Annotated in this window: 8 protein-coding genes and 1 pseudogene; 8 read left to right on the top strand and 1 reads right to left on the bottom strand. The window is 74.4% G+C overall.

Annotated features, from left to right (window positions below):
- Positions 1–977: 977 nt before the first annotated feature.
- The 5 genes and pseudogenes from ACWGIS_RS14695 (at position 978) to ACWGIS_RS14675 (ending at position 8,245) form a co-directional block, all read left to right on the top strand.
- The gene (locus ACWGIS_RS14695; RefSeq protein WP_453362769.1) at positions 978–2,834 is read left to right on the top strand and encodes an SWIM zinc finger family protein; all 1,857 of its coding nucleotides are present in this window, start codon (positions 978–980) and stop codon (positions 2,832–2,834) included.
- An 802-nt stretch (positions 2,835–3,636) separates the two neighbouring features.
- Positions 3,637–4,955: pseudogene (locus tag ACWGIS_RS14690) on the top strand (sulfite oxidase).
- Positions 4,956–5,295: 340 nt separating this feature from the next.
- Positions 5,296–6,594: a bifunctional 3-oxoadipate enol-lactonase/4-carboxymuconolactone decarboxylase PcaDC gene (gene pcaDC / locus ACWGIS_RS14685; protein ID WP_453362768.1), complete on the top strand. Its 1,299-nt coding sequence runs from the start codon at positions 5,296–5,298 to the stop codon at positions 6,592–6,594.
- Positions 6,595–6,790: 196 nt separating this feature from the next.
- Positions 6,791–7,426, top strand: coding sequence for an MBL fold metallo-hydrolase (locus tag ACWGIS_RS14680; protein WP_453362767.1), 636 nt, complete (start codon positions 6,791–6,793; stop codon positions 7,424–7,426).
- A gap of 39 nt (positions 7,427–7,465) precedes the next feature.
- Positions 7,466–8,245: an exodeoxyribonuclease III gene (locus ACWGIS_RS14675; protein ID WP_453362766.1), complete on the top strand. Its 780-nt coding sequence runs from the start codon at positions 7,466–7,468 to the stop codon at positions 8,243–8,245.
- Positions 8,246–8,387: 142 nt separating this feature from the next.
- Here the strand turns inward: ACWGIS_RS14675 and ACWGIS_RS14670 are convergent, their stop codons facing one another.
- The gene (locus ACWGIS_RS14670; protein WP_453362765.1) at positions 8,388–10,163 is read right to left on the bottom strand and encodes an SGNH/GDSL hydrolase family protein; all 1,776 of its coding nucleotides are present in this window, start codon (positions 10,161–10,163) and stop codon (positions 8,388–8,390) included.
- Between the two features lie 449 nt (positions 10,164–10,612).
- On the opposite strand from ACWGIS_RS14670, the gene ACWGIS_RS14665 reads away from it, so the two are divergent.
- From ACWGIS_RS14665 to ACWGIS_RS14655, 3 genes are all read left to right on the top strand, one after another.
- The gene (locus ACWGIS_RS14665; RefSeq protein ID WP_453362764.1) at positions 10,613–11,053 is read left to right on the top strand and encodes a DUF6278 family protein; all 441 of its coding nucleotides are present in this window, start codon (positions 10,613–10,615) and stop codon (positions 11,051–11,053) included.
- Positions 11,054–11,235: 182 nt separating this feature from the next.
- Positions 11,236–11,979, top strand: coding sequence for an amino acid ABC transporter ATP-binding protein (locus tag ACWGIS_RS14660; protein WP_453362824.1), 744 nt, complete (start codon positions 11,236–11,238; stop codon positions 11,977–11,979).
- Between the two features lie 14 nt (positions 11,980–11,993).
- The gene (locus ACWGIS_RS14655; protein WP_453362763.1) at positions 11,994–12,377 is read left to right on the top strand and encodes a hypothetical protein; all 384 of its coding nucleotides are present in this window, start codon (positions 11,994–11,996) and stop codon (positions 12,375–12,377) included.
- Positions 12,378–12,383 lie beyond the last annotated feature (6 nt).

The raw sequence follows: 12,383 nt of genomic DNA, 5'->3' as shown, positions 1-12,383 counted from the left end.
CCGCCACGGACGAGCCGGGCCCGGACCACGGCACGGAAAGGGACACCGCGAGCGACCCGCGCGCGGCGGAGGACGCCGGTCAGACGTCCGTGGCCAGTACGTCCGGTGCATCGTCGCTTGGGGCTGGGGCTGGGGCTGGGGCTGGGGCTGGGGCCGGCGCTCGGGCCCGGACTGGCGCAGTGTCAGGGGCAGAGGCGGAGACAGGGGCAGAGGCGGAGGCGGAGACAGGGGCAGGGGCAGAGGCAGGGAACGAGGACCAGCCGCCGGTCGTTCGCGAACCGGACGACAGGTCTTCGGCGCCCGAGGGTGTCCGGCCCGCCGACGAGGCTCGACGGGCTCTGCGGGCGGCCCGGGAGCGTGACACCCGCGCGTCCGAGGCGTTCGGTGACCGCCCGGACGCGCACCAGGCGCGGGCGACTCGGACCCCGGCGCCCGCCGAGGCGCCGGCACACGGCACCCGCCCGGGCGATGCGGCTCGTGAGGCCCTGCGCCGTGCCGCCGCGGTTGGTACGGCGGCCCCCGTCGCTCCCGAGGCGGCGGAGACGGGAGAGGACGGGGCCACCCCGGAGGACCCCGCGGGCGAGACGCCGACTCCTCAGGGCGGGACGGCCACGCCCTCGGAGGCACCGACCGGTGCCGACCAGACGGACGGGACCGACGGGACTGACGAACCCGTCGGCGGGCGTCCCGCTGACATCGCCCGGGAGGCCCTGCGTGCCGCACGCGGGGCGCAGGACCGTGAGCGGAAAGCGGCCTCCCGCCGAGACGTCGAGCGCGGGCGCCGGGCCGTCGGCGGAGCACGCGCCGGCGACCGGGAGCGCCGGCCGACCCCACATCCCGCGCCGGGGAACCGCGCCCAGGACCTGAGGGCCCTTCTGGCGGGAGCCTTCCAACTCCCCAGCGGAGAGCCCGAGTGGGAGGAGCGAAGCGGTACGGAGGAGCGGCCCGCTCCCGCCGACGGCCACGCCTCCGACGCCATGCCTGCCGAGGAACCGTCCTCGGGGCGGGCCCGGGCTCGCGCCTCCACAGAGCCCGCGGAAACCGAACCGACGGCGGGCGACGAGACACGCGGCGGAACCTCGCCCACGGACGCGGACACCTACGCGGGCACGGACGCGGACGCCTACTCGGGTACGGGTACGGGCACGTACGCGGACTCGTCCCCGAACGGCGACAGGGACCCGTACCCGAACGGGGGCAGGGACTCGTACCCGAACGGGGACCCGTACACGGACGCTGAGACGCCCGCCGACGTCGAGACGCCCGCTGACGCGGAGGCCCACGCCCGCGCGGAGTCGCCCGCCTTCACCGAGACGCCCGCTTACACCGATACGCCCGCCGACGTGGAGGCAGGGGTCGACGCTGCGAGCGTGGGACGGCGTGCCGGGCGGGTGTCCGCTCCGCGCACGCGGCAGGCGACGGCGCCCGTCGGTGAGTCGCCCGTCGGCGACGTCCGCGCCGCGCGACGCGGTGACGGCGACACGGATGCCGAGCCGGTGCCCGCGCGCCCGGCACGGCGGGGAAGCGACGGACAGGGCACGCACGCGGGGGCGGCGGGCCGGCGCTCGATGGCATCGCCGGGCCGGGACGGAGAGCTGCGCAGGACGTTCCCGGCGTTCCCGGCGCGGTCGGCGCCCGCGTCCGAGGCGTTCGCGGAGACGTGGTGGGGGAACGCGTGGGTGACGGCGCTGGAGGAGGGGGCGCTGGACCCGGCGCGGCTCGCCCGCGGGCGCGGTTACGCCGGACGGGGCCACGTGGACGCCATCACGGTCACCCCGGGAGTCGTCCTCGCCTACGTGCACGGCACGCGGGCGCGCCCCTATCGCGTCCAGGTGCGGCTGCGGACACTCACCGACGCCGACTGGGAACGCTTCCTGGACATCGCGGCCGAGCGGCCCGGGGACATCGCCGCGCTGCTCGACAAGGAGCTGCCCCAGTCCCTCGCCGACTGCGGCGTGGCCCTGCTCCCCGGCCCCGGGGACCTGCAACCGCAGTGCAGCTGCCCCGACTCCGGGCATCCCTGCAAGCACGCGGCGGCCCTCTGCTACCAGACCGCCCGCCTGCTGGACGAGGACCCCTTCGTGCTGCTCCTGCTGCGCGGCCGCGGGGAACGGGAACTGCTCGACGCGCTGTCCCGCCGCAACGCCGCACGCGCGGCCCGTGCGGCCCAGGACCGGGAACCGGCGCCGCTGCCGGGCGTACGGGCCCGCGACGCCCTCGCGCCCCGCTCGCTGCCTCCGCTGCCGGCGCCGTTGCCCGCGCCGCCGCATCCCGAGCAGCCGCCGACGTACCCGGGGGCGCCGGGCGGCCCCGACCCGTTCGCGCTCGACCAGCTGGCCACCGACGCGGCCGCCCGCGCACACGCGCTGCTCACGGCGGGACGCGATCCGGTCGGGGACCTGACGCTGTGGCAGGACGCGGTACGGCTCGCCGCCGCCCGCCCGGGTTCCGGGCTCACGGCGGGCACCCGCGCCCTGTACTCGTCGCTCGCGACCGCGACCCGGCGCACCCCGGCCGAGCTGGCGCGTGCGGTGGCCGCCTGGCGCCAGGGCGGCATCGAGGGGCTCGCGGTCCTCGAAGAGCCCTGGGACCCGCCCGCGGGCCGTTTCGACCGGGCCCGCCCGCTGCTCCTCGCCGCCGACCTGCCCGCCTTCCGGCCCTGGCGCAACCACCTCACGCACCCGCGCGGCCACGTGCAGCTCCGTCTCGGCAGGGACGGCCTCTGGTACGCGTACGAGTCAGAACCGGGCCACGACGACTGGTGGCCCCGCGGCACGCCCGACCTCGACCCGGTGGGCGCGCTCACCGGCCTGGGCACCCCGGACGACCTCTGAGCGTGAGGCGACGGGACATTCGACGCGTCCGGGCTCACCGAGCCTCTGTCACCGCCGAGTTGGTACGGGCATGGCCCGGTGCCCGTCGTCCCCGACCTCGACCCAGGTAGGCGCGCTCACCGGCCTGGGCACCCCGGACGACCTTTGAGCGTGCGGCCGTCCGGCTCGGCGGGTGTGGGCGTCCGGCTCGCCGACTCCGTACGCCCCGGCGAGTTCCGGGGTCCGGCCATCAGCTGTCCGGGGCGTCCACCCTGAGACGATCCGGGCCTCCGCCGACGAACGCCGCACGCGTCTCAACTCCACTCACCGCCAGCCGCCCTTTTCCCTCCTCGCCGCTGGACTCGGCCGTTTCCGCGCCGAGTTGACGCGTCGGCTCGTACCATGGCGCCCATGATTCTCAGCAGTCACCGCCTGGCTCCGCGGTCCCGCGCGCTTCTGTCGCGCGGCTGTTGTTGATCCTCCTCACCGGCGCGACGCGCGTGACGAACTCCGAAGTGGCCCCGTAGCAGGCGTACTTCGACGCGGTTGCAGGTGACCGGGCCCCCTGAGCCCGCCTCCGCTACCACCCGCTCGCCCCCGGCGGATTCGTCACGCGCCCCCCGCGCCCCGCGCCCCGCGCTCCCCGTCCCGGGAGCGACCCGGCGCGCCCGAAGCCGGAGCCGACCGAGCCGACCGGGCCGACCGAGACGGCCGCCCCGGACCGCTCCCGGCGTGCCCGACCGCTCCCACCGTGCCCCGCCACACCCCCGTCGCGTCCGTGGACAGTCACCGCCGCACCACCGCCCCGAAAGGCAGGTTGCCCATGTCAACATCCGAACTCGCCTACGACCGCCGCCGACTCCGCCAGTGGCTGGCCGGAGACGCCCGCGCCGACGGGGTCGCCCGGCGCGACATGCTGAGGCTGCTCGCGGCGGCCGGACTCACCGCCGCCGCCCCCGCCGCTCTGGCCTCGCCGGCGGCCGCTGCGGACGCGGCGAAGCCGGCGTCCGCCGTCGTGGACGGGACGGCCGGGGGCACACGCCTCGCGGCGACCGCGCCGGGCATCGTGAAGCCGCTGCCCGAGGAGTGGTTCACCGTCCGCGGCACCAACGCCGAGACCAGGTTCGCCGCCCTCGCTGGCACCGGCCTGCACACACCCCGGTCGAGCGCTTCTTCGTACGCAACCACACCTCCACCCCGGTCCTGGACGCGGACACCTGGACGCTCACCGTGCACGGGGACGGCCTCCACCGCGCCCGGCCGTCGGAGTTCACGCTGGACGACCTGAAACGGCTGCCGGTGACGACCCGGACCGCGTTCGTGGAGTGCGCGGGCAACGGCCGCAGCTACTTCGCCTCTCAGCAGGGGCAGACCGTCACCGGCACGGCGTGGACGCTCGGTGCCGTCGGCACGGCCGAGTGGCGCGGGGTCCGGCTCGCCGACGTGCTGCGCCGCGCCGGGCTGAGCCACCGTGCGGTGGACGTCATGCCCGTCGGCCTCGACGCCGAGTACGTGACCGCCGACGGGACGAACCTCGGGCACGTGCGGCGGCCCTTGCCGGTGTCGAAGGCCCTGGACGACGTCCTGCTCGCCTACGAGATGAACGGCGAGCCGTTGCCACCGGACCACGGCCACCCGGTGCGGGTGCTCGTGCCGTCGTGGGTCGGTATCGCCTCCGTCAAATGGGTCGGCGGCATCGAGGTGTCCGCGCGGCCCCTCTACTCGCCCTGGAACACCGACTTCTACCGTCTGTTCGGCACTGCCCACCCCGCCGAGGGCAGCGCGCCGCTCACCCGGCAGACACTCAAGAGCGCCTTCGAACTGCCGTGGGACGCGAGCGTTCCCGCCGGGGTCGAGCGGCGGCTGACCGGACGCTCCTGGTCGGGAGCGGGCGCCGTCACCCGGGTCGAGGTCAGCACCGACGGCGGCGCCCACTGGCGTCCGGCCCGGCTGCACGACACCCCCCGCCGCGCCTCGTGGGTCCGCTGGTCCACCGACTGGCGTCCGTCGGCACCGGGCCCGTACACGCTCCTGGCCAGAGCCACCGACACGACGGGCCGCACCCAGCCGGACACGACGGTCCCCAACACCCAGGGCTACCTCTTCGACGCGGTCGTCCGTCACCCGGTGACGGCGGTCTGAAACCCACCCCCGCGTCCCCTCCGCCGGACTGGGAGGGGACGTGCGGGGCCAACGTCCAATCCGTCGAACCCCACACAGGCCTTACACAGAGGCCCCCGCCCGAGCCCTCCACCCGAGCGCTGCACCTGAGCCTCGCACCCGCCCCTCCTCCGCCTGAGCCCCCTGCAACGCCCTCAACTCCCGGGCCACGCACCCGTTTCCCCGCATCCGCCCTCGCACGCGCCCCCCCGTGATCCCAGTTACCTGCAACGCCCCAAGTCCCTGGCCACGCGCCCCGACCGGCCCACGTCCGCGCGGCCCCCGTCATGGGGTCGCCGTGAGATGTGAGACCGTGCAGGGCGTGAGTGAGACACCGATGAACACCCTGCAATACCGCTTTGACGGGCCGGAAGACGCCCCTGTCCTGATCTTGGGTCCCTCACTGGGTACGACCTGGCACATGTGGGACCGGCAGATCCCGGAGCTCGTGAAGCACTGGCGGGTCTTCCGGTACGACCTGCCGGGACACGGCGGAGCGCCGGCCTACCCGTCCGGTTCCGTCGCCGAGTCGGCGGCCCGGCTGCTCGCCACCCTGGACGCGCTGGGCGTGCAGAGGTTCGGTTACGCCGGTTGCGCGTTCGGCGGTGCGGTCGGGGTCGAGCTGGCGCTGCGCCACCCCCAGCGACTGGCCTCTCTCGCGGTCATCGCCGCCTCGCCCCGGTTCGGCACGGCCGACGAGTTCCGCCAGCGCGGAGTCATCGTGCGGACCAACGGGCTGGAGCCGATCGCGCGTACGGCCCCCGAGCGGTGGTTCACGGGCGGGTTCGCCGCGGCCCAGCCGGCGATCACCGAATGGGCCGTCCAGATGGTGCGGACCACGGACCCCGGCTGCTACATCGCGGCCTGCGAGGCGCTCGCCGCGTTCGACGTACGGGCGGAGCTGGGCCGGATCGGTGTGCCGACCCTGGTTTTGGTCGGCTCCGAGGACCAGGTCACCGGGCCCGCCGAGGCACGCACCCTGGTCGCCGGCATCCCGGACGCCCGGCTCGCCGTCGTACCCGGCGCCTCGCACCTGGTCCCGGTGGAGCAGCCGGCGGCGGTCACGGACCTGCTCGTCCGCCATTTCTCCACGGCCTGGCAGACCACGTACGAACCGGGGAACGGCCAGCCGGCCGTCATCCCGGCGGCCCCGGTCAAGCCGGTGCTGACTCCGCCGCCGCCGGTGGCGCCCGTCGCCGAGATCGCGTCCGCCGTCGCACAGCCGCAGGCGCTCGGCCGTCCCGACCCGTACGACGCCGGGATCAAGGTCCGCCGCGAGGTGCTCGGGGACGCGCACGTGGACCGGGCGCTGGCCTCGGCGGACGCGTTCTCCGGGGACTTCCAGGAGTTGGTCACCCGGTACGCGTGGGGCGAGATCTGGGACCGCCCGGGGCTGGACCGGCGCTCGCGCAGCTGTGTCACGCTCACCGCGCTGGTGGCGGGCGGGCACCTCGACGAGCTGGCCTTCCACACCCGTGCGGCCCTGCGCAACGGCCTCACCCCGGACGAGATCAAGGAAGTGCTTCTCCAGGCGGCCGTGTACTGCGGCGTCCCGGCGGCCAACAGCGCCTTCAAGGTGGCGCAGGCCGTCATCCGGGAGGAGACCACACCCGAGGAGTGACGGCTGCGGTGCCGTCATCCCCGTGGCCGCACGGGCGGGGCAGGGGCGGGGTGGTCGGCGGACGCACCGGCTCCGGTCCCGCCTCCTCGTGGCCACCCGGGCGCACTGGACAGGGGCCGGGCGGGTGGCGAACACACCAGTTCCGGTACCGGGTCCGGGCGCCCTCCGCCATGCGCGCGGAGGCAGGATGGGACGCATGAAGCTCACGAAGAAGTCGCACTCCTGCATCCGACTCGAGAAGGACGGGCGGACGCTCGTCCTCGACCCGGGCGGGTTCACCGAGGAGGACGCCGCGGTCGGCGCCGACGCCATCCTCGTCACGCACGAGCACCCGGACCACTTCGACGAGGGCCGGCTGCGGGCCGCCATGGAGGCCGGCCCGGGCACCGAGATCTGGACCCTGCGGTCCGTCGCGGAGAAGATCTCGTCCGCGTTCCCGGGCCGGGTGCACACCGTCGGACACGGCGACACCTTCACCGCCGCCGGCTTCGACGTGCAGGTGCACGGCGAACTGCACGCGGTGATCCACCCGGACATCCCCCGCATCACCAACGTCGGCTACCTGATCGACGGCGGCCGGGTCTTCCACCCCGGCGACGCCCTCACCGTGCCCGGCCGGCCCGTGGAGACGCTGATGCTGCCCGTGATGGCCCCCTGGAACAAGATCTCCGAGGTGATCGACTACGTCCGCGAGGTCGAGCCGCAGCGCGCGTACGACATCCACGACGCGCTCCTGACCGATCTGGCCCGGCCGATCTACGACAACCAGATCGGCGGCCTGGGCGGCTCCGAGCACCTGCGGCTGGCGCCGGGGGCGTCGGCGGAGGTCTGAGCGACGGCGTTGTCGTACCCGGCCGGTAGGTTGGAGGGCATGCGCATCGCCACCTGGAACGTGAATTCGATCACCGCCCGACTCCCGCGGCTGCTGGCCTGGCTGGAGAGCAGCGGCACCGACGTGCTGTGCCTCCAGGAGGCCAAGGTCTCCGAGGAGCAGTTCCCGGTCGACCAGCTGCGTGAGCTGGGCTACGAGGCCGCGGTCCACGCGACCGGCCGGTGGAACGGCGTGGCGGTGCTCTCCCGCGTCGGCCTGGAGGACGTGGTCAAGGGCCTGCCGGGCGACGGGGGCTTCGACGGCGTCCAGGAGCCCCGCGCCGTCTCCGCGACCTGCGGCCCGGTCCGCGTCTGGTCGGTGTACGTGCCGAACGGGCGCGAGGTGGACCACCCCCACTACGCCTACAAGCTCCAGTGGTTCGAGGCGCTGAAGGCGGCGGTCGCCGGTGACGCGGCGGGCAGCCGCCCCTTCGCGGTGCTGGGGGACTACAACGTCGCGCCGACGGACGACGACGTCTTCGACGTCGCCGCGTTCGCGGGCGCCACCCACGTCACCCCCGCCGAGCGTGCCGCCCTCGCCTCCCTGCGCGAGGCGGGCCTCTCGGACGTGGTCCCGCGCCCCCTGAAGTACGAGCACCCGTTCACCTACTGGGACTACCGCCAGCTCGCGTTCCCCAAGAACCGCGGCATGCGCATCGACCTGGTCTACGGCAACGAGCCCTTCGCCAAGTCCGTGACGGACGCGTACGTGGACCGCGAGGAGCGCAAGGGCAAGGGCGCCTCGGACCACGCGCCCGTCGTGGTCGACCTGGACGTGTAACCGCCGGGCAGCGCCCGCCTGACCGTGCGCCTGCCCCACCGTGCGCCCGCCCCCCCCGTGCGTCCGGTGCCGTCCGTCCCCGCTCGCGCCCCGGGACGGGCGGCCCCCGGGTCCTACGGCTCCAGCAGCCCGAGGTTGGGTCCTACGGCTTCAGCAGCCCCAGGTCCACGGAATCGGCCAGCGCGGCCAGGCCCGCGTCCCCGGGATGCAGATGGTCCCCGCTGTCGTAGGCGGGAAGCAGCCGCGCGGGCCGTGCCGGGTCCCGCAGCACCGCGTCGAAGTCCAGGACGCCGTCGAAGTCCTGACCACCGCGGATCCACTCGTTCACCGCGACCCGCTGGGCGTCGGCCGCGCCGGTGCACAGCGACTCGCCCTCGCAGGGCGCGACCGTCGCGGCGAGGACCCGGATGCCGCGGGCGTGGGCCCGGCCGGCGATCTCCCGCAGCCCCGCGATCACCTGCTCGGCGGTGGCGCCCCAGCGCACGTCGTTCACGCCCTGGAAGACGACCGCCGTACGGACCGAGGTCTGGGCGAGGACGTCCCGGTCCAGGCGGTGCAGGGCGCTCACCCCGCCGCTGTCGGTGGACACCCCGTCGCCGGGATAGCGGTCGGTGACCACACGGTTCGCCGAGATACCGTGGTTGAGCACCCCGTAGTGCGGGATGCGGGATGAGGCCGCCACCCGGTCCGCGAGCAGGTCCGGCCAGCGCCGGCCGGCGTCCGTCGCCGACTTCTCGCCGTCCGTGATGGAGTCGCCCAGCACGACGACGGAACCCGGACCGCCCCCCACGTCGACCCCGGTCAGCAGTGGCCAGTTGGTGATCGTGGAGGTGTACGCGTCGGCCGTCCCGTCGCCGGCGTGGTCGCCCGGCTCGCTGACGTACGAGCGCTGCAGCGCGAGCCGGTGCACGGGCGCCGCGGTCACCGTCCCCGGCAGATGGAAGCTGACGAGCAGGTCGGCGTCCGCGGGCACGTCGAAGTCCAGGGCGTCGCTGACGGCCTGCGCGCCCGCGGGGACCGTCGTCCCGGCCGTGCCCCGGAAGGACAGCGGCACTGGTGCCGCGGCCGGTCGCGCCCCCGCCTCCCGCACCGCCACCGTCGCACTGCCGATGGTCACGGGCCCGGACGCGAACGTGTTGTCGAGCCGGATCCGCACCCGGGGACCGCCCGCGGAGGTGTGCACCGTCAGCCGCAGCGTCCGGTCCGTCCAGGGACCGACGGCCTGGTAGCCGGACGTCGAGGCGGCCCAACTGCCCGTCCAAACGCGCGTCGGCGGCCGTACCGCCAGGGCGAACACATGCAGCGCCCGGTCGCGGGGGAGCCGCACCGAGGCGACCTCGCGGCCCCGCACGAGCGGCACCGTCACCACGTACAGCCGTGCCTTCTCGGCGAGTTGGCCCTCCGGGGTGTTGACGTGCGGCAGCGCCACCGCCTTGGTGGCGAGCGGCCCGGTCCGCCAGTCCGGCGCGGTGAGCCGGTACGAGGAGACGGAGCCGTCGGTGTATCGGACCGTGCCCCCGCCGGTCACGTCGCCGCCGCCCGTGCCGGCGACGAGGAACGCGAGCGCGTCCCCGCGGCCCCGTACGCGCACGGCCTGTCCGTCGGCGCGCACGTTGTCGGGCTCGCCCGGTTCCCGTCGCGGCCATGCCAGCCGGGCCCCCTGGACGGTCAGGGCGCGCCCCGGGGTCCAGCCCGCGGCCGTCAGGTCCCGCGCGGACAACGAGCCGCCGGAGCCGTCGAAGTCGGCCTCACCGGGCCGCGTGTCGTCGCTGACCGCGGTGTTGTCGAAAAGCCGCTCCAAAGGGCGCGGCCCGGCTTTCGGGGCTGAAGGTACGGAGGCGGACTCGGCGTGGGCGACGGGTGCGCCGCCCAGCGTCAGGCCCAGCACCACGACCACTCCCCACAGACATCGGCGCACGCCCGGCTCCTCCCAGAGCGGTGACAGACGGGATGACAGGTGCCCCATGAAACTAGGGAGACCGCCGGGAGGCGTCAATGAGCCGCGGGTGAACGGGCGCCGAACTCACCACGCCCGCAGGCGATTCCAGCCGGCGGAGTCCGGCGGTTACGGCGTGCCCGCGCCCCGGCGGAACCACGTGATCCGGCGCACCGGTTCACCTCACCGGTTCCCGCGGCGCGCACTGCCCGCTCCCGGCGGTCGACCGCCCACCCGCGGTGCGCCCCGCCCGCTCCCGGCCGTCGCCCTCCCTCCCTGCGCCCGCCCGCAGCCGGCCGCCCACCCCTACGCCCGCAGGAACCGGGATCCGGTCATTTGGATGATTCCGTGATCAACTGCCGCAAGATACATTCGTGACACGCCGGGAACGCGGGCCCTTCGGCGATCGTTCCCTCATGGAGAGGCCGGTGATGAACATCCCCTTCTTGGACAAGTGGCGCAGACGGCACCTCGCGGGGCGCGGCCAGGTGCTCGCCGTGGCCTTCGAAAACGACCCCGAGGGCGTGACCGAACTGCTCTCGGAGTGCGAGCTGCTCCGCTCCCACGCCGCGATGGCAGGGCTCGAACTGGACGACACCCCCGCCTCGTTGACCGCGCTCGACCAGCTGCTGCCGCGCTGGCGGGACGACCCGGAGGCACTGCCCTGGCTCGCCAACGACGCGGGTCTCTACCTCGGCACGGTCGTCGTGCGCACCGTCCCCGGCGCCTCCTGGCACGTGTGGCCCGGCGGCAGCCCGGTGGTGCGCCTGACGTCGGGCCGCGAGATCCCGGTCGTCGAGGCGGGCCTGGACTGGGCCGTGCAGGGCGCCCCGCAGCTGTCGCAGGTCTACGCGGAGGCGGCGGAGGCGTAAGGCCGTCCCGTCGGGGCGCGGAAGGGCCGCGAGGGCGCGGAATCGGCGCCCGGCGCGGTGGTGCGCCCTCGTCGTGGCGCCTCAAATACGGTTAATCGCGGGCCTGGCGTGTCGTGGGGTGCGTCCCCTCCCGCGTGGATAGTTTGCGCTGACCGACACAGCTGAGAGTGGGCAGGTCCGGGATGGCCGTCGATCCGCTGATCGAACTGCGAGACGTCAACAAGTACTACGGCGAGCTGCATGTCCTGCAGGACATCGACCTCACCGTCGGCAAGGGGGAGGTGGTCGTGGTCATCGGCCCTTCGGGGTCGGGCAAGTCCACGCTGTGCAGGGCGATCAACCGGCTGGAGCCGATCCACTCCGGATCCATCCGGCTCGACGGTCAGCCGCTGCCCGAGGAGGGCAAGGACCTCGCCAGACTGCGCGCCGAGGTCGGCATGGTCTTCCAGTCGTTCAACCTCTTCGCCCACAAGACGGTCCTGCAGAACCTCTCGCTGGCCCAGGTCAAGGTCCGCGGCCGCAAGAAGGCCGAGGCCGACAAGCGCTCCCTGGAGCTCCTCGACCGCGTCGGGCTCGTCTCGCAGGCCGCCAAGTACCCGGCGCAGCTCTCCGGCGGACAGCAGCAGCGCGTGGCCATCGCCCGCGCCCTCGCCATGGACCCCAAGGCCCTGTTGTTCGACGAGCCGACCTCGGCCCTCGACCCGGAGATGATCAACGAGGTGCTGGAGGTCATGCGGCAACTCGCCCGGGAGGGGATGACGATGGTCGTCGTCACCCACGAGATGGGCTTCGCGCGTTCGGCCGCCAACCGCGTCGTCTTCATGTCGGACGGCCGCATCATCGAGGACCGCACCCCCGAGGAGTTCTTCACCGACCCGCGCAGCGACCGCGCCAAGGACTTCCTCTCCAAGATCCTCGAGCACTGAGCGGGGTGCTCGGCATGATCCGGAGGACACGTGCGTGCCGCGTGCCCGGCGGGCGCCGGATCCTGTCCGGTCCCCGCGAGCCGGTGCGGCGCGCCGTGCGCGCCCTACTGCCCGCCGTCGTGGGCCGGTTGACGGCCACCCTGACCGATCCCTCACCCGGCTCCCCGGTCAGCTGCGAGGAGTTCCTCCGCTCCGGGAGGCTGATCGTGTCGAGTCTCGACTACGATTTGCCGTTCATCCCGGTGGTGACGGTGATCCCGCCGCTCCGCACCGGGGTGTGCGTGCCGCTCCTCCGGTCCGCCCCTCGGGTGTACCGGCGCGAGCGGCGCAGTCCCAAGACCGAGGCCGTGGACGTGGCACCGGCCGAACCAGGGACGCTGCTGCCGGGTGTGCAGTAGCTGAGA

The sequence above is a fragment of the Streptomyces sp. NPDC054842 genome (genome assembly GCF_053611025.1).
The sequence above is the reverse complement of the archived record's forward strand: the minus strand, read 5'-3'. Positions and strand labels throughout refer to the sequence as shown.

What these genes read in the sequence shown, in the direction of transcription:
- ACWGIS_RS14675 (WP_453362766.1), top strand. Translation starts at nt 7,466, where the DNA reads ATGCGCATCGCCACCTGGAACGTGAATTCGATCACCGCCCGACTCCCG.
- ACWGIS_RS14695 (WP_453362769.1), top strand. Translation starts at nt 978, where the DNA reads ATGCCTGCCGAGGAACCGTCCTCGGGGCGGGCCCGGGCTCGCGCCTCC.
- ACWGIS_RS14655 (WP_453362763.1), top strand. Translation starts at nt 11,994, where the DNA reads ATGATCCGGAGGACACGTGCGTGCCGCGTGCCCGGCGGGCGCCGGATC.
- ACWGIS_RS14680 (WP_453362767.1), top strand. Translation starts at nt 6,791, where the DNA reads ATGAAGCTCACGAAGAAGTCGCACTCCTGCATCCGACTCGAGAAGGAC.
- ACWGIS_RS14660 (WP_453362824.1), top strand. Translation starts at nt 11,236, where the DNA reads ATGGCCGTCGATCCGCTGATCGAACTGCGAGACGTCAACAAGTACTAC.
- ACWGIS_RS14665 (WP_453362764.1), top strand. Translation starts at nt 10,613, where the DNA reads ATGAACATCCCCTTCTTGGACAAGTGGCGCAGACGGCACCTCGCGGGG.